Source organism: Kitasatospora sp. NPDC059722, assembly GCF_042733235.1.
Lineage (GTDB): Bacteria > Actinomycetota > Actinomycetes > Streptomycetales > Streptomycetaceae > Kitasatospora.
Genome location: NZ_JBHWGD010000020.1, coordinates 41,707 through 60,553, shown reverse-complemented (window position 1 = coordinate 60,553; position 18,847 = coordinate 41,707). Strand labels below are relative to the sequence as shown.

General features: G+C 74.1%; 16 protein-coding genes. 11 read left to right on the top strand and 5 right to left on the bottom strand.

Annotation, left to right across the window (positions count from 1 at the left end; all coding sequences use genetic code 11):
• The first annotated feature begins 38 nt into the window (after positions 1-38).
• A complete protein-coding gene (locus ACFV4F_RS15870; RefSeq protein ID WP_380447452.1) occupies positions 39-1,184 on the top strand; it encodes a hypothetical protein in 1,146 nt (381 codons plus the stop codon).
• A 9-nt stretch (positions 1,185-1,193) separates the two neighbouring features.
• On the opposite strand, the gene ACFV4F_RS15865 is transcribed toward ACFV4F_RS15870, so the two are convergent.
• Positions 1,194-2,555, bottom strand: a complete 1,362-nt coding sequence (locus ACFV4F_RS15865) for a glycosyltransferase 87 family protein (protein ID WP_380496993.1) — start codon at positions 2,553-2,555, stop codon at positions 1,194-1,196.
• Positions 2,556-2,768: 213 nt separating this feature from the next.
• Here ACFV4F_RS15865 and ACFV4F_RS15860 point away from each other — a divergent pair, with 213 nt between their 5' ends.
• A complete protein-coding gene (locus ACFV4F_RS15860; protein WP_380447456.1) occupies positions 2,769-3,911 on the top strand; it encodes a glycosyltransferase family 4 protein in 1,143 nt (380 codons plus the stop codon).
• A gap of 68 nt (positions 3,912-3,979) precedes the next feature.
• Here ACFV4F_RS15860 and ACFV4F_RS15855 read toward each other — a convergent pair whose 3' ends face one another.
• The gene (locus ACFV4F_RS15855) at positions 3,980-5,773 is read right to left on the bottom strand and encodes an AMP-dependent synthetase/ligase (protein ID WP_380502899.1); all 1,794 of its coding nucleotides are present in this window, start codon (positions 5,771-5,773) and stop codon (positions 3,980-3,982) included.
• Between the two features lie 336 nt (positions 5,774-6,109).
• Here ACFV4F_RS15855 and ACFV4F_RS15850 point away from each other — a divergent pair, with 336 nt between their 5' ends.
• The 5 genes from ACFV4F_RS15850 (at position 6,110) to ACFV4F_RS15830 (ending at position 10,368) form a co-directional block, all read left to right on the top strand.
• Positions 6,110-6,571 (top strand): SRPBCC family protein, encoded by a 462-nt coding sequence (locus ACFV4F_RS15850; protein ID WP_380446001.1) that lies wholly within the window; start codon positions 6,110-6,112, stop codon positions 6,569-6,571.
• 25 nt (positions 6,572-6,596) lie between these two features.
• Positions 6,597-7,769 (top strand): ArsA family ATPase, encoded by a 1,173-nt coding sequence (locus ACFV4F_RS15845; protein ID WP_380502896.1) that lies wholly within the window; start codon positions 6,597-6,599, stop codon positions 7,767-7,769.
• A 91-nt stretch (positions 7,770-7,860) separates the two neighbouring features.
• Entirely contained in the window at positions 7,861-8,343 is a 483-nt protein-coding gene (locus ACFV4F_RS15840) for a DUF5304 family protein (RefSeq protein ID WP_380502893.1), read from the top strand.
• A 192-nt stretch (positions 8,344-8,535) separates the two neighbouring features.
• Positions 8,536-9,480 carry an ROK family glucokinase gene (locus ACFV4F_RS15835; RefSeq protein WP_380446004.1) on the top strand — a complete coding sequence of 315 codons (945 nt, stop codon included), beginning with the start codon at positions 8,536-8,538 and terminating at the stop codon, positions 9,478-9,480.
• A gap of 138 nt (positions 9,481-9,618) precedes the next feature.
• The gene (locus ACFV4F_RS15830) at positions 9,619-10,368 is read left to right on the top strand and encodes an endonuclease/exonuclease/phosphatase family protein (RefSeq protein ID WP_380502890.1); all 750 of its coding nucleotides are present in this window, start codon (positions 9,619-9,621) and stop codon (positions 10,366-10,368) included.
• Positions 10,369-10,418: 50 nt separating this feature from the next.
• Here ACFV4F_RS15830 and ACFV4F_RS15825 read toward each other — a convergent pair whose 3' ends face one another.
• Positions 10,419-11,102 (bottom strand): hypothetical protein, encoded by a 684-nt coding sequence (locus ACFV4F_RS15825; protein WP_380502888.1) that lies wholly within the window; start codon positions 11,100-11,102, stop codon positions 10,419-10,421.
• Positions 11,103-11,112: 10 nt separating this feature from the next.
• Positions 11,113-11,907: an alpha/beta hydrolase gene (locus ACFV4F_RS15820; RefSeq protein ID WP_380502885.1), complete on the bottom strand. Its 795-nt coding sequence runs from the start codon at positions 11,905-11,907 to the stop codon at positions 11,113-11,115.
• A 200-nt stretch (positions 11,908-12,107) separates the two neighbouring features.
• Here ACFV4F_RS15820 and ACFV4F_RS15815 point away from each other — a divergent pair, with 200 nt between their 5' ends.
• The 3 genes from ACFV4F_RS15815 (at position 12,108) to ACFV4F_RS15805 (ending at position 14,897) form a co-directional block, all read left to right on the top strand.
• Positions 12,108-12,926, top strand: a complete 819-nt coding sequence (locus ACFV4F_RS15815) for a lysophospholipid acyltransferase family protein (protein ID WP_380498859.1) — start codon at positions 12,108-12,110, stop codon at positions 12,924-12,926.
• A 134-nt stretch (positions 12,927-13,060) separates the two neighbouring features.
• Positions 13,061-14,227 carry a MacS family sensor histidine kinase gene (gene macS, locus ACFV4F_RS15810; protein WP_380446030.1) on the top strand — a complete coding sequence of 389 codons (1,167 nt, stop codon included), beginning with the start codon at positions 13,061-13,063 and terminating at the stop codon, positions 14,225-14,227.
• On the top strand, positions 14,205-14,897 hold the full coding sequence (locus ACFV4F_RS15805; protein ID WP_380446009.1) for a response regulator: 693 nt from the start codon (positions 14,205-14,207) through the stop codon (positions 14,895-14,897). Before macS ends, ACFV4F_RS15805 begins: the two co-directional genes overlap by 23 nt.
• Before the next feature lie 268 nt (positions 14,898-15,165).
• Here ACFV4F_RS15805 and ACFV4F_RS15800 read toward each other — a convergent pair whose 3' ends face one another.
• Positions 15,166-17,124, bottom strand: a complete 1,959-nt coding sequence (locus ACFV4F_RS15800; protein WP_380502882.1) for an anthranilate synthase family protein — start codon at positions 17,122-17,124, stop codon at positions 15,166-15,168.
• 306 nt (positions 17,125-17,430) lie between these two features.
• On the opposite strand from ACFV4F_RS15800, the gene ACFV4F_RS15795 reads away from it, so the two are divergent.
• Entirely contained in the window at positions 17,431-18,765 is a 1,335-nt protein-coding gene (locus ACFV4F_RS15795; RefSeq protein WP_380446011.1) for a class II 3-deoxy-7-phosphoheptulonate synthase, read from the top strand.
• Positions 18,766-18,847: the final 82 nt, after the last annotated feature.

The window sequence follows — 18,847 nt, the reverse complement described above, 5'->3', positions numbered from 1 at the left end:
GCCCGACCCCGTCCGGACCGGACGCGATACGGCCCTGCGTGCTGTCCCGGCGAGGCGCCCTGCTGCTCGCCGCCGGAGGGCTGACCCAGCTGTCGCTGCCGCCCGTCGCCCCCGCGGCGGCCGGCCGGGGGCTCGGCGGGGCGGACGAGCGGACCGAGGTGGCGGCGGTGCTGGACGAACGCGCGCGCGAGCTGTCGGCGACCACCGGACTGCCGCTGACCGCCGGCTACCGCAACCTCGTCGTCTCCCCGGGCACGGGCCCCGGCCGGCTGACCGTCACGGCCGACCTGGACGTCCGGGTCACCGGCTACGACGAGTACCCCGCCGTCTACCCCCGCCGCCTCACGCTGACGCGGGCCGACGGCTGGCGGGTCGAGCGCGAGGACGCCGCGAGCGGGCCGCCGGCGCTCTGGGACTTCGGGACGGGACGGTCCGCGCGCGGCGCGCAGTGCCTGGTGCTCGGCCTCGCCGCCGGACCGGACCCGGCCGGGCCGGTCGCGATCGGCGACCGCGCCGTCCCCGCGGTGAGCGCGGTCTGGGGCACCGGCTGGGCGGGCCGACTGCTGCTGGAACTGCCCGCCACCGAGCCGCAGTTCGCCCGCCTGCTGGAGGCCGACCCGGCCGGCTGGACGGGCATGGCGGCGGTCACCGTGGCCGCCCCCGGCGCGCCCTCGCACACCCCGGCCGACCGGGTGCTGATCAACCCCGAGGCGTTCGGGCGGCTCAGCGACTTCGGCCGCCAGGTGGTCGTCACCCACGAGACCACCCACGTCGCGACCCGGGCCGACACCCGGGCCTGGACGCCGCTGTGGCTCTCCGAGGGCGTCGCCGACTGGACGGCCTACCGCGACTCCGGCCGCACGCCCCGCCAGATCGCCCCCGAGCTGGCCCGGGACGTGGCCGCGGGAAGGGTGCCCACGGCCCTGCCCGCCGACCGCGACTTCGCCGCGGGCACCACCGGCATCGCCCAGGCCTACGAGCAGGCCTGGCTCGCCTGTCGGCTGATCGCCGCCCGCTTCGGCACCGCCCGCCTGGTCGCGTTCTACCGCGCGGTGGGCGCGGCGGACGGCGCGGGGGAGGACCGCGACCAGCGGATGGACCGGCTGTTCCGGGCCGAACTGGGCCTCGGTAAGGACGAGTTCACGCGGCTGTGGGTGGCCGAGGTGGCCGCCCTCAACGCCTAGGACGGGTAGTTAGCGCCCGGCCGGGGTGTTGGGCCGGTCGATCCCGTCGAGCAGGTCCTGCTCGTAGGCGATGCCCGGGCGGACCGGGTAGGAGCCGGCCGGGACGGGCTCCGGCTGCGTCAGCACGACGGTCGGCGGCAGCCGGTCCGTGCCCCGCGTGGAGCGCCAGAGGCGGACGCAGGACAGGACCGTCGCCGCCAGCAGGAGCAGGTTGCGCGCCGACAGGACGGCGATGGCCGCCGGGTCGCTCGCGAGGACCTGGGTGAACATCAGCGGGAATTCGAGCAGCGTGAGCGGCGCCGCGAGCAGGATCAGCAGTGCCACCGGCCGCTGGCTGCTGCCGCGGACCGTCAGGCAGACCGCCGCGACGCCGATCAGCCAGACCAGGTACTGCGGACTGATCACCCGGCTGGTGACGGTGAAGATCAGCAGCGCGGTCAGCGCCGCGTCGTACATCGTGGCCGCGTTGCGGCGCTTGGCGGTGTAGCGCCACAGCAGCAGCCACGCGAAGCCCAGCACGGTGCCGGCCATCATGACCTTGCCGACGACGCCGACCCAGGGCCCGAGCATCTCGGCCGAGCCGTAGTTCATCGTCACCCGGCCGTCCCAGCCGCCCGCGATCCGCGCGTAGTGCAGCGGCAGCGCGCCGAGCGACTCGACCTCGACGCCGCGGTCCTTCTGGAACGCCAGGAAGCCGAAGGCGCCGTTCATCCCGGCGGCCAGCAGGAAGCCCAGCGAGACGGCGGTGGCCGCCGCGAGCGTCCAGGAACGGCCGGTGCGGCGGCCGGAGGGGGTGCCGATCAGGCCGAGCAGCGGCCAGATCTTGACGATCCCGCCGAGGCCCAGCAGCATCCCGCCGACGGCCGGGCGGCGGATCAGCGCCAGCAGGCCGGCCACCGCGCTCGCGGTGACGATGATGTCGAAGCGGTTGTAGATCATCGGGCCGAGCAGCGGCACGGCCACCACCCACAGCCAGGCGCCGGTCAGCGCCCGGCCCCGGCGCAGGCCGGTGCGGACCAGCAGGGCCATCACGAGGGCGTCGGCGACCCCGCAGATCACCCAGAACGAGACCACGTACGACCACGGCAGCAGGCCGGGCAGCAGGATCACCAGGGCGGCGCCGGGCGGGTACTGCCAGGTGACGTCGTCGAACGGGAAGGTGCCGGTCTGCAGGACGCCGTACCAGGCGTGGTAGATCATCCAGACGTCCGCGGTGACGTCGCCGCCCGGCGAGCGCAGCACGCCGGTCACGAACAGCAGCAGCAGCGTCCGGGTGCCCGCCCAGGTGGCGACGAGTGCCGCGAGCGCCCCGAGCGGGCGGCCCGTGCGGGCACGGGAAGTACCGGTCTCGGTGGCCGGGGCCAACTCCACAGCGCTCCCTCGTTCGTCTCGGACGTCCCCACCGGAGGCGTCGCGCGACGGACGCCCGGGCCGCCGTCCTCAGCGGCTCAGGTACTAGGACTGACCCGGGGGTGGAACGGTTGCCGTGCGTGCTTCCGTTCCCGGCGGGTCATGGTGTTGACCTATCGTACGGATCACCCAGCGGTACACCGAGCACCCCCCGACCGAGCGAGCCGTGGCCTGATGCACAGAACCTTGATCGTCACCAACGACTTCCCGCCGCGACCCGGCGGCATCCAGGCCTTCGTGCACAACATGGCCGTCCGTCAGCCCGCCGGGAGCATCGTGGTCTACGCCTCGACCTGGCGCGACGGCACCGAGGTCGCGCGCTTCGACGCCGAGCAGCCGTTCCCGGTGATCCGGGACCGGACGAAGGTGATGGTTCCCACACCGCGGGTCACCCGGCGGGCCGCCGAGATCCTCCGCGCGGAGAAGTGCGACTCGGTCTGGTTCGGCGCCGCCGCGCCGCTCGGCCTGATGGCGCCCGCGCTGCGCCGGGCCGGGGCCGGGCGGCTGCTGGGCATGACGCACGGGCACGAGGCCGCCTGGGCCCAGCTGCCGGCCGCCCGGCAGCTGCTGCGCCGGATCGGCGCGGGCACCGACGTGCTGACGTACCTGGGCGAGTACACCCGCTCCCGGATCGCGGGCGCGGTGGGACCGGAGGCCGCCGGCCGGATGGTGCAGCTGCCGCCGGGCGTGGACGAGACGACCTTCCACCCGGCCTCCGGGGGCGCCGAGGTGCGCCGCCGGCTGGGGCTGGCGGACCGGCCGGTGGTGGTGTGCGTCTCGCGCCTGGTGCCGCGCAAGGGCCAGGACACCCTGATCGAGGCGATGCCGCAGATCCTCGCCGACGTGCCGGACGCGGTGCTGCTGATCGTCGGCGGCGGCCCGTACCGGGCGGACCTGGAGAAGCTGGCCGACGCCAGGGGCGTGCGCGCCTCGGTGCGCTTCACCGGCTCCGTGCCGTGGGAGGAGCTGCCCGCCCACTACGGCGCTGGGGACGTCTTCGCGATGCCCTGCCGGACGCGGCGCGGCGGGCTCGACGTCGAGGGCCTCGGCATCGTGTACCTGGAGGCCTCGGCGACCGGTCTGCCCGTCGTGGCCGGCGACTCCGGCGGCGCGCCGGACGCGGTGCTGGAGGGCGAGACCGGGTACGTCGTGCCGGGTGGCTCGGCGTCGGCGGCGGCCGAGCGGATCGTCCGGCTGCTGCACGACGAGGAGCTGCGGCGGCGGATGGGCGAGGCCGGACGGCGCTGGGTGGAGCGCTCCTGGCGCTGGGACCTGCTGGCCGGGCGGCTGACCTCGCTGCTCGCGGTGGAGCGGTAGCGATCACGGACGCGCGAACGGGCCCGCCTCCCGACGAGGAGGCGGGCCCGTTCGCGCGTCCGGGGCGGCTACTTCTGGTAGATCGCCTCGACGTCGGCCGCGAAGTCCTTCAGGACGACGTTGCGCTTGAGCTTCAGGGACGGTGTGAGGTGGCCGCTCTCCTCGGAGAACTCGGTGTCCAGCAGGCGGAACTTCTTGACCGCCTCGGCGTGCGAGACGGCCGCGTTGCCGTCGTCGACGGCGGCCTGGAGCGCGGCCAGCAGGTCCGGGTCCTCGCGCAGCTCGGCGACCGTCGCGGTGGCGGGCTTGCCGTTGAGCTCCTTCCACTTGGGGAAGAAGTCCGGGTCGACGGTGATCAGGCACCCGATGAAGGGCTTGCGGTCGCCGACCACCATGACCTCGCCGACCAGCGCGTGCGCCCGGATCCGGTCCTCGATCACCGCCGGGGCGACGTTCTTGCCGCCCGCCGTGACGATGATCTCCTTCTTGCGGCCGGTGATGGTCAGGTAGCCCTCGGAGTCCAGCGAGCCGAGGTCGCCGGTGGCCATCCAGCCGTCCTTGAGGCTGTCGGCGGTCGCCTGCGGGTTGTTCCAGTAGCCGGTGAAGACGTGCGGGCCCTTGAAGAAGACCTCGCCGTCCTCGGCGATCCGCACGGAGGCGCCGGGCACCGGCTGGCCGACCGTGCCGATCTTCGGCTTGTCCCACGGGTTGAAGGCGGTGGCCGCGCAGGTCTCGGTCAGGCCGTAGCCCTCCAGGACGGTGAAGCCGATGCCGCGGTAGAAGTGGCCGAGGCGCTCGCCGAGCGGGGCGCCGCCGGAGATGGCGTGGGTGGCCCGGCCGCCGAGGGCGGCGCGCAGCTTGCTGTAGACCAGCTTGTCGAACACCGCGTGCTTGATCCGCAGGCCGAGGCCGGCGCCGCCGGCGTCCAGGGCGCGGCTGTAGGCGATCGCGGTCGCGGCGGCCTTGTCGAAGATCTTGCCCTTGCCGTCGGCCTGGGCCTTGGCGCGGGCGGTGTTGTAGACCTTCTCGAACACCCGCGGCACGCCGAGGATGAGGGTCGGGCGGAAGGAGGCCAGCTCGGCGGTGACGTCCTTGATGTCGGAGACGTGGCCCAGCTTGATCGGGGCCATCGCCGGGGCGATCTCGACGATCCGGCCGAGCACGTGGGCCAGCGGGAGGAACAGCAGGACGGAGCTCTCGCCGGTGCGGAACAGCGGGGTGAGGCGCTCGACGACGTTGCCGCACTCGGCCAGGAAGTTGCCGTGCGTCAGCTGACAGCCCTTCGGGCGGCCGGTGGTGCCCGAGGTGTAGACGATGGTGGCGATCGAGTCCTCGGAGGCGGTCGAACGGCGCTCCTGGACGGTCGCGCCCGCGACGCCCTCGCCCGCCTCGGCCAGCGCGGCGATCGCGCCGCCCTCGATCTGCCAGAGGTGCTCCAGCTCCGGCAGCCGGCCGCGGACCTCCTCGACCACCTTGAGGTGCTGGTCGGTCTCGGCGAACACGGCGACCGCGCCGGAGTCGCCGAGGATCCACTCGACCTGCTCGGCGGAGGAGGTCTCGTACACCGGCACGGTGATCGCGCCGGCCGTCCAGATCGCGAAGTCCAGCAGCGTCCACTCGTACCGGGTGCGGGACATGACGCCCACCCGGTCGCCGGGCCGGATGCCCGAGGCGATCAGGCCCTTCGCCGCCGCGTGCACCTCCACCAGGAACTGGGTCGCGGTCAACTCCTGCCAGCGGCCGTCCACCTTCCGGCTGAGCACCACGACGTCCGGGTACCGCTCGGCGTTCTGGTGCACGAGGTCGGAGAGGTTACCGCCGCTCGGTACCTGGTAGAGGGCCGGAAGGCTGAAGTCGAGCAAGACTGCTCCTCGTTCGCGACGCTGCGGGACGGCAGGACGTTACTGCCCGGTAGGCAGCTTCGGCCAGGGGGGTCGGCCCCGGTGTTCGAAGTGTCACACCCGGCCGGGTCGGACCAGGCCGTGACCGGGTCGTTCGACTGGCACCCTACGGCAGGGCCGGGCGACCGGCCGGTAACATGCGCCGCCGCCGGGCGCCCGCGGGCGCCCGCCGTCCGCCGCCCGGTGCCCGTGCGGCCGAGTCGATCGCCGGTCGCGATAGCCTGCTCCGGGCGCACCCGGGCGAGCACGCCTCGACCGGGGCGGCAGGCAAGAGGGACCGAGTCGGAGGGCCATTCCATGGCGGAGCACACCAGGTCGAGCATCACCATCGACGCGACCCCGGCCACGGTCATGGCCGTGATCGCCGACTTCGCCGCCTACCCGGCCTGGACCGGCGAGGTCAAGGAGATCGAGGTCCTGGAGGCCGCCGAGGACGGCCGCGCCTCGAAGGTCCGCCTGCTGCTCGACGCCGGCGCCATCCGCGACGAGCACGTCCTCGCCTACACCTGGGACGGCGACCGCGAGGTCGGCTGGACCCTCGTGCGCAGCCAGATGCTCCGCTCGCTCGACGGCTCCTACACCCTCGCCCCGCTCGGCGCCGACCGCACCGAGGTCACGTACCAGCTCGCCGTGGACGTCAAGATCCCGATGCTGGGCATGATCAAGCGCAAGGCCGAGAAGGTCATCATCGACCGCGCGCTGGCCGGCCTGAAGAAGCGCGTCGAGGACGGCGGCGGCAAGAAGCCCGCCCAGGGCTGACGGCGCGGAACGGGGGCCCGACGGCATGACGGCGACACGCACCATCCTGGTCAGCGGCGACGCGGGCGCGCCCGCGGTGGCCGCCGCCACCGCCCTGCACGCCGCCCGCGGCGGCCGGCGGGTCTGGCTGCTGGCCGCCGACGACCCGCACCGGGCGCTGGACTCCGTGCTGGGCGTCCGCCTGGAACCCGAACCGCTGCGGTACGCAACCGGCCTGACCGTCTCCCGGATCGACGAGCAGGCCGCCTTCCGGCACGCCCTCGGCGAGATCGCCGGGCGCCTCAAGCCCGCCCTCGACCTGCTCGGGGCCGAGCCGCTCGACCCCGAGGAGCTCACCGCCCTCCCGGGCATCGCCCGGATCGCCCTGCTGCGCGCCCTGCCCGCCGCCGACGGGGACGTCCTGGTCGTGCTCGCCCCGCCGCCCGCCGAGCTGATCGGCGCCCTCGCCCTGCCCGAGCAGCTGGAGCGCTACCTGGACCGGCTGGTCCCCGAGCAGCGCCAGGCCGCCCGGGCGCTGCGCCCGCTGCTGGCCGGACTGGCCGGTGTCCCGATGCCCGCCGACTGGCTGTACGAGAGCCGCGGCAAGGCCGCCGGCGTGCTCGCCGAGTCCCGGGCCGCGATCACCTCGCCCGGCACCAGCGTCCGCCTCGTCGTGTCGGCCGACGGCCATCCGTTCGACGACCTGCGGCGGATCCGCGCCGGGCTGGCCCTGCACGGGCACCGGCCGGACGCCGTCGTGGTGCACGGCGCGCTGCCGGACAAGGCGCTGGAGTCGCCCGACCCGTGGCTGGCCGCGCTGGCCGAGCGCCGCCGCGAGGAACTGGCCGCGCTGACGGCGGCGAGCGACGCCCCCGTCCTCGTCACCGGGCTCGCCGACGTCACCCTGGAGGCCGTCGCCGACCGCCTCTACGGGGACGGACCCGGCCCCGAGCCGCTGGCCGCCGAGCCCTGGCCGGTGGAGGACCGGCTCGCCGAGGAGGGCCTGCTGGTGTGGCACCTCGCGCTGCCGGGCGCCGAGCGGGCCGACCTGGACCTCGTGCGCCGTGGCGACGAGCTGGTGGTCGGCCTCGGCGCCCACCGCCGGGTGCTCGCCCTGCCGTCGGCGCTGCGCCGCTGCACCGTCGCGGGCGCGGGGCTGACCGACGGGGTGCTCACGGTGCGGTTCGCGCCCGATCCGGCGCTCTGGCCCCGGGGCTGACGTCCTCCTGCGCCGCGGGGCCGTGTCGCGCCTCGGGTAGCGTCGGTGGCCGGTGGCCGCGGGGTGCGGCCGCAGCAGAGGAGGCCCCGCGATGACCAGCACCGACCGCACCGAGCCGACGGACGAGGCGACGGACGGGCCGACCGACGAGGCGGCGAACGGACCGACCGGCGGGGCGACGGACCAGGCGGCGAGCGGGCCGACGGACGCCGACGCGGACGGCTCGGCCGGCGGTCCCGGGGACACGCAGGCCCACCCCTTCGGCCCGGAGGTCGGCCCGCTGGTGGACGAGGTGCGCCGGTTCGCCGACGCCTTCGGCCAGAAGGCCCAGGAGGCGGGCGCCGACACCCTGATCACCCTGGCCGGCTTCGCCGACCGGCTGCGCGAGCAGAAGCCGGAGGTCTACGGGCACCTCGCGGCCGCCGGCTCCGGACTCGCCGCCGCCGGCGCCGAGCTGCTGGCCGCCTACCGCGCCGCCGTGGCCGGCCACGAGCGCCGCTGGACCGCGGGCGACGGCGCCGCCAGCGAGCGGATCGACCTCGACAGCCCCGACGAGCCGTCCACCAAGCAGTGAATCCGTAACCCCTGACGGGTGACGACCTCACCCCCGAGCGTGACGAACCGGGAGTATTCGTAAGACTTTTGAAGCGTCACGGCCCGGTTGGTCCCGGATTGTCTTCGGCTAATGTATGCGAGGCTGTGTACGAGGGCGTGTTTGGGCGGTACCGTTCCGTCCAGCGGGAACGAGTGAATAGCTGAGGGACACATGGCTCTGACCATCGGCGTCGATGTCGGCGGGACCAAGATCGCGGCAGGTGTGGTCGACGAGGCGGGCGCGATCCTCGCCAGGACCAGGGTGCCCACCCCGGCCGACCCCCAGTGGGCCGTCGACGCCATCGCGCAGGCCGTGCGCGAGCTCAAGGAGCAGCACCCCGACGTCACCGCCGTCGGCGTCGGCGCCCCCGGCTTCGTCGACCGCAACCGTTCCACGGTGATCTTCGCGCCCAACATCGACTGGGAGAACGAGCCGCTGCGCGGCCGGATCGAGGAGCTCACCGGCCTCGACACCGTCGTCGAGAACGACGCCAACTGCGCCGCCTGGGCCGAGTTCCGCTTCGGCGCCGCCGCCGACCACGAGGACATGGTCCTGATCACCGTCGGCACCGGCATCGGCGGCGGCATCGTCCTGGACGGCCGGCTGCACCGCGGCCGGTTCGGCGTGGCCGGCGAGATCGGCCACCTCAACATGGTCCCCGACGGCCTGCAGTGCGGCTGCGGCGGCAAGGGCTGCTGGGAGCAGTACGGCTCCGGGCGCTCGCTGCGCCGCTACGGCCGGGAGAAGGCCGCCGCCGACCCGGTCCGCGGCCGGCGGATGCTGGAGCTCAACGACGGCGTCGCCGAGACCATCCGCGGCATCCACATCACCGAGGCCGCCGAGGCGGGCGACCCGCTCGCCCTGGAGTGCTACGCCGAGCTCGCCGACTGGCTGGGCCGCGGCATGGCCGACCTCGCCGCGCTCTTCGACCCGGGCGTCTTCGTCCTCGGCGGCGGCGTCTCCGACTCCGGCCGGCTGCTGCTCGACCCGGTCGCCAAGGCCTTCGAGCACTACCTGACCGGCGGCGTGCACCGCCCGCGCGCCGAGGTCGTCCTGGCCTCGATGGGCTCGGCCGCCGGCATCGCCGGCGCGGCCGACCTCGCCCGCACCGTCTGACCCGCTCCACCCCTCGAAGAAGAAGAGCCCGCCGGCGGCGGTGCGACCGGACCCCGACCACCTCCGGACGCGCCGCCGCCGTCGCACGTCCCCGGGCTGCCGTACGGTCGGTCCCACCGATCACGGATGGGGAGGAACATGACGACGGCACCCACCGCACCGCTGCCCGGGCCCGGCCAGCGCCGACTGCGGCTGCTCGGCTACAACGTCCGCTCGCTGCGCGACGACCGCGAAGCACTCGTCCGGGTGATCCGGGCGTGCGAGCCGGACCTCGTCTGCATCCAGGAATCGCCGCGCTACTGGCGCCCCGAGGGCCAGGCCGGATGGCTCGCGCGGCGCACCGGGACGGCCGTCCTCGCCGGCGGCGGCCGGACGGCGGCCGGGCCGCTGCTGCTCGGCCGGCCCGGCGCCGTCGAGGTGCTCGGCGTGCACGACCGCTTCCTGCCCAAGACCCGCGGCCTGCACGCCCGCGGCTTCGCCACCGCGCTGCTCCGGCTGCCCGGTTCGGCGCCGTTCACCGTCACCAGCTGCCACCTGAGCCTGGACGCCGACGAGCGGTACGGGCAGTTCGAGCTGCTGCTCGACCAGCTCGGGATCGCCGAACTCGGCGTCATCGCGGGCGACTTCAACGAGCACCCGGACGGCGAGGGGTGGCGGCTGCTGGCCTCGCGGCTCCAGGACGGGCACGTCACGGCGCCCTGGGGCGGCGAGTTCACGTCCGTCCCGGAGCGCCCCTACCAGCGGATCGACGCCGTCTTCGCCACGCCCGGGATCACCGTGCGCGCCTGCGGCGTGCCGCGCGGGCTGCCGGGCGTCACCGAGGCGGACCTGCGGGCCGCGACCGACCACCTGCCGGTGCTCGCCGTGCTGGAGATCCCCGAGCCCTGATGGCGCGCCGGGGGTCGCAACACGGCGGACCCGCCCGGCCACGGCATCGGCTACACGACCGCGCCGTGGTCCGGGTCCTCCGGCTCGTCCTCGTCGCGGTCCTTCATCCGGACCACGAGGGTCACGAAGCCGCCCAGGAAGGCGCTGAACCCGACCCAGGCCGGCCAGCCGGAGATCTCCCGCCACACCACCGCGTCGAACAGCAGCAGCGCCGGGCCGCCGAGCACCGCGAGCCACGCGAACTTGGTGGTCACGTCCGCCGGCGGCAGCGGCGCCGGATCCGGCGGGATGAAGTGGCCCTCGTCCGTCTCCTCGGACAGCTCGAAGTCGCGCGGGCCCCCGCCGGCGGCCGGCAGCACCGGGCCGCCCGACCGGGAGCGGGGCTGCGGGGCCAGGTCGGAGAGGTCGTCGGGGGCGCCCTGGCCGGCGCCGTCCTTGTAGCCGCCCTTCAGCTCGCCCCGGGCCCGGAGGTTCTCGATCTCCGGCCAGTTCGGGTTGTTCAGGTCGACGGGGTCGTCGAACTGGGCCACCAGGGCGGCGAAGATCTCGTCCTGTTCGGCCTGGCTGCGCTCGGGCGCGCGCCGCGGCCGGGGCTCCGCGGGGGCCTCGCCGGCCCCGTCCGCCGCCGTGCCGCCGCCGACACCGCTCCCCGCCGCGTCGTTCTTCGCCCCGTCGGTCGTGCCGTCCTCGCGGGGTGCCTCGTCCCCGCCGCCCGCCGTGCTGCTCTCGTGCACTTCCGGCCCTTCAGCCATGGTGATCGTCGGATTCGACCCGGTTGACGCCCGCCGCGTGCGCGGGAGCCAGCCGTCGGATGAAGTCCAGGCCGCCCCTGAATATTTCCGCCGCGTCGTGGTCCAGCGTCGCGACGTGGAAGCTGCGCTGGCACAGCCGCTCCGTCACGTCGGTCGAGGATATCCGGGCCAGCACCAGTTCCGAGTTGGCCGGCGAGACCACGTGGTCCTGCGGACTGCGGAACAGCAGCACCGGCTGGGTCACTTCCGGCAGCCGCCGCTGGACCTCCTGCCACAGCTTGCCCAGGGACCAGGCGGCGTCCAGCGGCGTCCGCTCGTAGCCGCCCTCGGTGACGCCGGGCCGGGCGATGTCGTCGGTGATCCCGGGGACGCTCGGGACGAGGTGGCGCAGCACCGGAAGCAGCACACTCGCGGGGTTGTCCGAGCGCACCGACGGGTTGACCAGCACCAGTCCGGAGACCGTCGGGCCGTGCAGCGCGGCCAGTCGCAGGGCCAGCGCGCCGCCCATCGACAGCGCGAAGACGAAGACCTGCTCGCACTCCTCGGCGAGCACCCGCAGCTCCCGGTCGACCTCGGCGTACCAGTCCTCCCACCGGGTGACCTGCATGTCCTGCCAACGGGTGCCGTGCCCCGGCAGCAGCGGCAGGGAGACCGTGAGCCCGGCCGCCGCCAGCTGCTCCGCCCACGGGCGCATCGACTGCGGCGACCCGGTGAAGCCGTGGCACAGCAGGACCCCCACCGGTCCGCCCCGGTGGCGGTACGGTTCGGCACCGGGCAGCAACGGCATGGCGGGCTCCTTCGCGGGCGGGCGGCGCTGGGGGAGGGGACGCTGGAACTGGAGGCTGCGGAATTCGCATCGTCCCACGCGCTCCGCCGGGTCGTACACCCCCGGGCGTGCGCCCCGCGTCCACCCGGCGAGCGGGGCGGGGCGCGGGCCGCGCTCACGGGGCATTAGGATCGACCGGTCCGCAATACAGGAGGCCCGGGTTGTTCTACCGACTGATGAAGATGATCGTCGCGCCACTGCTTCGGATCTTCTTCCGGCCGTGGATCGAGGGTGAGGAGAACATCCCGACCGAGGGTGCGGCGATCATCGCGAGCAACCACCTGTCCTTCTCGGACTCGTTCTTCTTCCCGGCACTGATCAAGCGCCGGGTCACCTTCATCGCGAAGGCCGAGTACTTCAACACCCCGGGCCTCAAGGGCCGGCTGACCGCCGCCTTCTTCAAGGGCGTCGGCCAGCTGCCGGTCGACCGCTCCGGGGTGCGCGGCGCCGGCGAGGCCGCGATCCGCAGCGCGATCGCGGTCCTGGACCGCGGCGAGCTCTTCGGCGTCTACCCCGAGGGCACCCGCTCGCCCGACGGCAAGCTGTACCGCGGCAAGGTCGGCGGTCTGGCCCGCGTCGCACTGGCCACCGGCGCGCCGGTCATCCCGGTCGCCATGATCGACACCGAGAAGGTGCAGCCGCCCGGTCAGGTCGTCCCCAACTTCGGCATCCGCCCCGGCATCCGGATCGGCCGCCCGCTGGACTTCTCCCGCTACCAGGGCATGGAGAACGACCGCTTCATCCTCCGTTCGGTGACGGACGAGGTGATGTACGAGATCATGCGCCTCTCGGGCCAGGAGTACGTCGACATCTACGCGACGGCCGCCAAGCGGCAGATCTCCGAGGACAAGAAGCGCGCCGACGCCGAGCGCAAGGCCGCCGCCAAGGCGGAGAAGGCCGAGGCCGAGAAGGCCGCGGAAGCCGAGAAGGCCGCCGAGGCGGAGAAGACGCAGGAGCAGAAGGACACCGGGTCGGCCTGACGGACCACCCGGAGGCCCAGGGGAGGGGCGGGCGGATGACGGACGGCGGCAGAACCGGGGCGGTGGGCGCCGGCGGCGGCTCCGGTGCCGGTGCCGGTGGCACGGGGCTCGGCGGCACCGTCGCGGCCGGCGGCATGTCGGTCGAACTCCCGCTCTGGCGGGCGATGTCCTACTTCCGGGTCCTCGCCCTCTGCTACGCCCTGCTCCGCTACTTCCACTCCTACCTGCACTTCCTGCACCCCGTCGCCGGCTGGATCTACCTCGGCGCGCTCACCCTCTGGACCCTCGCCAGCACCCGGGCCTTCGCCGGCCCGCAGCGCTGCACGTGGTACGTCCTCGGCACCGACCTCGCGATGGCCGTCACCGGCATCGTGATGAGCGGCCAGACCGACGACCCGGTCCGGATCAGCCACGGCTCGACCACCCTGCCGACCATCTGGGCCGCGGGCACGGTGCTCGGCTTCGCCGGCAAGGGCGGCTGGCGCTGGGCCGCGGCGGCCGGCTCGGTGATCGGCGTCGCCAACATCCTCGGCCACGGCGGCATCACCGCCGACAACGTCCACAACATCGTGCTGCTGATGGTGGCCGGCTGCGCGATCGGCTACGTCATCGAACTCGCCCGCGCCAGCGAGGCCGCGCTCACCCGCGCCCTCCAGGTCGAGGCCGCGACTCGCGAGCGCGAGCGGCTCTCCCGGGACATCCACGACGGCGTCCTCCAGGTGCTCGCGCTGGTCCAGCGCCGGGGCGCCGAGCAGGCCGAACGCCCCGGCGCCGGCGCCGACTTCGCCGAGCTCGGCCGCCTCGCGGGCGAACAGGAGCGCGCCCTGCGGACGCTGATGACCGGCGGCCCGATCCCCGCCCGCCGCTCACCGCAGGCCGTCGAGGAGCCGGGCGACCTCACCGCGCTGCTGCGCCCGTACGCGGACGAGCGGATCACGATCTCCGCCCCCGGCACACCCGTCCTGCTGCCCGCGCCCGCCGTCGGCGAACTGGCCGCGGCGGTCGGCGCCGCCGTCGACAACGTCCGCAAGCACGCCGGTCCCGCCGCCCGCGCCTGGATCCTGGTCGAGGACGAGCCGGAGGCCGTCACCGTCAGCATCCGCGACGACGGCCCCGGCTTCGCCGCCGGGCGGCTCGGCGAGGCGGAGCGGGCCGGACGGCTCGGCGTCAGCCAGTCGATCCGCGGCCGGCTGCTGGACCTCGGCGGCACCGCCGAGCTGTACTCGGCGCCCGGGGAGGGCGTCGAGGTCGAACTGCGCGTCCCGAGGAAGGGCTCCGATGACCGACCAGCCAGCGACTGATCCGGCGGCCGAACGGCCGGTGCGGGTGATGGTCGTGGACGACCACCCGATGTGGCGCGATGCCGTCTCGCGCGACCTCGCCGAGGCCGGGCTGGACGTGGTGGCCACCGCGGGCGACGGCGAGGAGGCCGTCCGCCGGGCCCGCGCCTGCACGCCCCAGGTGGTCGTGCTCGACCTCAACCTGCCCGGCCTGCCCGGCGCCGAGGTGTGCCGGCAGGTCGTGGCGCACGACCCGTCGGTGCGGGTGCTGGTGCTCTCCGCGAGCGGCGAGCACCAGGACGTGCTGGAGGCCGTGAAGTCCGGCGCGACCGGCTACCTGGTGAAGTCGGCCGGACGGGAGGAGCTGCTGGACGCGGTGCGGCGCACGGCCGTCGGCGACGCGGTCTTCACCCCGGGCCTGGCCGGCCTGGTGCTCGGCGAGTTCCGCCGCCTGGCCGCCGAACCGGCCCCGGCCTCCGCCCCGGCCGTGCCCCAGCTGACCGCCCGCGAGACGGAGGTCCTGCGGCTGGTGGCGAAGGGCCTGTCGTACCGCCAGATCGCCGAGCGCCTGGTGCTGTCGCACCGGACGGTGCAGAACCACGTGCAGAACACCCTGGGGAAGCTGCAGTTGCACAACCGGGTGGAGCTGGTGCGGTACGCGATCGAGCAGGGGCTGGACGACGAGATCTGAGGGGTGCCTCCGGCGGTTCGGAGGGGCCGGGGGGGTTCGGGGGCCGGCCTGGAGCTGGTGCGGTACGCGATCGAGCAGGGGCTGGACGACGAGATCTGAGGGGTGCCTCCGGCGGTTCGGAGGGGCCGGGGGGTTCGGGGGCCGGCCTGGAGCTGGTGCGGTACGCGATCGAGCAGGGGCTGGACGACGAGATCTGACGAGATCCGAGCGGCGCCTCCGGCGGTGGGATCCGAGCGGGCGCTCTGCCCGGATCCCGCCGCCCGGCCCCTCAGCGCCGCGCGGCCGCCGTCTGGCGGAGCAGGGCGGCGACGATGTCCACGCCCTCGCGGGTCAGCACCGACTCCGGGTGGAACTGGAGGCCGGCGAAGCCGGGCCCGCGGAGCGCGTGCACGTCGCCGGTGGCCGCGTCGCGCGCGACTTCGACGCCCTCGGCGGCGAGCCGGGCCGCGTCGGCGTCCGTGCAGCGCGCGGTGAACGTGTTGTAGAAGCCCACCGTGCGCTTCGTCCCGAACAGGTCGACGGTCTCCTGCGCGCCCTGGTACGGGACGGGCTTGCGCGCCAGCCCGAGGCCGAGCTCGGCGGCGAGCAGCTGGTGGCTCAGGCAGACCGCGAGCAGCGGCGCCGTCCGGGCACCGGAGCGGACGGCGGCCAGGGTGTCGGCGACGATCGGCCGGAGCACGGCCATCTTGGGGTCGTCGGCGAGCCGGGGGTCGCCCGGCCCGGGGCCGAGCACGAGCGCTCCGGGGTGGGCGGCGACCCGGGCGCGCAGCCCGGGTTCGTCGTAGCGGACGACCGAGACCCGGTGGCCGAGCGAGGTGAGCAGGTGGGCGAGCATCGCGGTGAACGTGTCCTCGCCGTCGACGACGAGGGTCGGCTCGGGCTCGGTGATCTCGGCCGGGGCCTGCATCCGCAGCCAGAACGGCGCGAGGCCGCCGCGCCGGGCGCCGAGCGCGGCCTGGACGCGGTGGTCGTCGCCGAGGCGCGGTCCGCCCGGGTTGGGCAGCCGGGCGGGCACGGGCCGGGCGCCGATCGCGGTGAGCACCCCGGCGGCCTTGGCGTGCGTCTCGGCGACCTCGGACTCCGGGTCGGAGTGCCGGACGAGGGTGGCGCCGACCCGCACGACGAGGCGCCCGGTGGCCGGGTCGATGTCGGCGGTGCGGATGCAGATGGGGGAGTCGAGCAGCTGGCCGCCGCTGGCCGAGCGGCCGATGAGGGCGAGCGCGCCGGAGTAGTAGCCGCGTCCGCCGGGCTCGTAGCGCCGGATGACGCGGGTGGCGTTCTGGACCGGGCTGCCGGTGACGGTGGCGGCGAACATCGTCTCGCGGAGCACGTCCCGGACGTCCAGCGAGGTGCGGCCGCGCAGTTCGTACTCGGTGTGGGCGAGGTGGGACATCTCCTTGAGCCGGGGGCCGAGCACCTGGCCGCCGAGGTCGCCGACGGTGCACATCATCTTCAGCTCTTCGTCGACGACCATCGTGAGCTCTTCCAGCTCCTTCGGATCGTGCAGGAACCGGAGGAGGGAGTCGATGTCCGAGCCGCCCGCCGGATAGCGGTAGGTGCCGGAGATCGGGTTCATCACGACGGTGCCGCCGCTCTGCCGGACGTGCACCTCGGGGGAGGCGCCGACCAGGCAGCGACCCGGCTCGCCTCCGGCAAGGCGCTCCCCGGTGTGGACGAGGAACGTCCAGTACGCGCCGCGCTCCTGGTCGAGCAGGCGGCGGAACAGGGTGAGGGCGAGCTCGGGCGAGAAGTTCTCCAGCGTGGCCGTGAAGTCGCGCCGGATCACGAAGTTGGCGCCCTCGCCGTTGCCGATCTCGTCCCGGATCACCCGGCGGACGATGTCGGCGTACGCGGCGTCGTCCACGTCGAACGAGCCGTCCGTCAGTGTGACCGGCAACTGCGGTAGTGCGGCCACGAATTCGGCCAACGGAAGGGCGTACTGCTCGGTCACCGCGAGGGCCTGGAGCGGCGTGCCGTCGTCGTGCGCCTCGAAGCCGCGCTCGCGGATCTGCCGGTAGGGGACGAGCGCGAGCAGGTCGTGGACCGGGCCGCCCTCCGGCGCGCCGGAGCGGACCGGCAGGTCGGCGAGGTGCTCGTAGGTGCCGACGGTGCCCAGCAGCACCTCGACGGTGTCCGGGGCGAGTCGCGGGGTGCGGCGGTGCAGCAGTGCGAAGGCCGGGGCGTCGGGGCCGGTGAGGCGGGCGAGCAGGTCGGCGGTGGTGGTCACGGTGCGGCTTCCTTCCGGGAGGACGTGCGGGGTGCGGTGCTGGGGTGTTCCGCTCCCGGAGGGGCCGTCTGCTCAGACGCCGACGGCCGCCCCGAGGGGCGGCCGTCGTGTTCGTCTAGGAACGCGCGATCGGTGGGCCACCCGAGGGGGAGGCCCACCACCAGGAGTGGGTGTGGGGCGCGTGCATGGGTCGAGCGTAGCGGATTGGGCGGACCGGGTGAGGCCGGTCACTTCTTTGTCCGAGATGTGTCTCACCCATCGAGCATTGGTCACGAATCGCTGGTGTCACCCCGTAGCCTTGGCCGTGTGACCGTGACGAATCTCCACTCCTGGCAGTCCCTGCCCGCGGCGCAGCAGCCTGAATGGCCGGACCAAGAGGCTCTGCGCAAGACCCTTGCGGAGCTCGCCTCCTATCCGCCCCTCGTCTTCGCCGGCGAGTGCGACCAGCTGCGCGCCAGGCTCGCTGCCGTGGCGCGTGGAGAGGCGTTCCTCCTGCAGGGCGGCGACTGCGCCGAGGCCTTCGACGGCGTCTCGGCCGAGCACATCCGCAACAAGCTGAAGACGCTGCTGCAGATGGCCGCGGTGCTGACGTACGCGGCCTCGGTGCCGGTCGTGAAGGTGGGCCGGATCGCCGGCCAGTACTCGAAGCCGCGCTCGAAGTCGACCGAGACCCGGGACGGCGTGACCCTGCCGGTGTACCGCGGCGACTCGGTGAACGGCTTCGAGTTCACCCCCGAGTCCCGCATCCCGGACCCGGAGCGCCTGAAGCGGATGTACAACGCGTCCGCCGCGACGCTGAACCTGGTGCGCGCCTTCACCACCGGTGGTTACGCCGACCTGCGCCAGGTGCACGCCTGGAACCAGGACTTCGTCCGCAACTCGCCGGCCGGCCAGCGCTACGAGCAGCTCGCCCGGGAGATCGACAACGCGCTGGCGTTCATGAACGCCTGTGGTGTCGCCCCGGAGGAGTTCAAGACGGTCGAGTTCTACTCCTCGCACGAGGCGCTGGTCCTCGACTACGAGACCGCGCTGACCCGCGTGGACTCGCGCACCGGCGAGCTGTACGACGTCTCCGGCCACATGGTGTGGATCGGTGAGCGCACCCGGCAGCTGGACCACGCGCACATCGAGTTCGCCTCGAAGATCCGCAACCCGATCGGCGTCAAGCTCGGCCCGACCACTTCGGTGGACGACGCGCTGACCCTGATCGAGAAGCTGGACCCGGAGCGCGAGCCCGGCCGCCTCACCTTCATCACCCGGATGGGTGCGGGCAAGGTCCGTGACCACCTGCCCACCCTGGTGGAGAAGGTCACCGCGTCCGGCGCCCAGCCGGTGTGGATCTGCGACCCGATGCACGGCAACACCTTCGAGGCCTCCAGCGGCCACAAGACCCGCCGCTTCGACGACGTGCTCGACGAGGTCAAGGGCTTCTTCGAGGTGCACCGCGCGCTCGGCACCCACCCGGGCGGCATCCACGTGGAGCTGACCGGCGACGACGTGACCGAGTGCGTCGGCGGCGGCGACGAGGTGCTGGTCGACGACCTGCACCAGCGCTACGAGACGGCCTGCGACCCGCGCCTCAACCGCAGCCAGTCGCTCGACCTGGCGTTCCTGGTGGCGGAGATGTACCGCGGCCAGTAGGTCCCGGTCGTGCCGCAGCCCCCGGATGTGACGAAGGCCCCTCCGGTTTCGGGATTCCCGAGGCCGGAGGGGCTTTTTCGTA

Excerpts from the sequence above, each read along its gene's own strand:
- ACFV4F_RS15860 (WP_380447456.1), top strand. The coding sequence starts at position 2,769 with ATGCACAGAACCTTGATCGTCACCAACGACTTCCCGCCGCGACCCGGC.
- ACFV4F_RS15830 (WP_380502890.1), top strand. The coding sequence starts at position 9,619 with ATGACGACGGCACCCACCGCACCGCTGCCCGGGCCCGGCCAGCGCCGA.
- ACFV4F_RS15805 (WP_380446009.1), top strand. The coding sequence starts at position 14,205 with ATGACCGACCAGCCAGCGACTGATCCGGCGGCCGAACGGCCGGTGCGG.
- macS (WP_380446030.1), top strand. The coding sequence starts at position 13,061 with ATGTCGGTCGAACTCCCGCTCTGGCGGGCGATGTCCTACTTCCGGGTC.
- ACFV4F_RS15840 (WP_380502893.1), top strand. The coding sequence starts at position 7,861 with ATGACCAGCACCGACCGCACCGAGCCGACGGACGAGGCGACGGACGGG.
- ACFV4F_RS15850 (WP_380446001.1), top strand. The coding sequence starts at position 6,110 with ATGGCGGAGCACACCAGGTCGAGCATCACCATCGACGCGACCCCGGCC.
- ACFV4F_RS15835 (WP_380446004.1), top strand. The coding sequence starts at position 8,536 with ATGGCTCTGACCATCGGCGTCGATGTCGGCGGGACCAAGATCGCGGCA.
- ACFV4F_RS15845 (WP_380502896.1), top strand. The coding sequence starts at position 6,597 with ATGACGGCGACACGCACCATCCTGGTCAGCGGCGACGCGGGCGCGCCC.
- ACFV4F_RS15820 (WP_380502885.1), bottom strand. The coding sequence starts at position 11,907 with ATGCCGTTGCTGCCCGGTGCCGAACCGTACCGCCACCGGGGCGGACCG.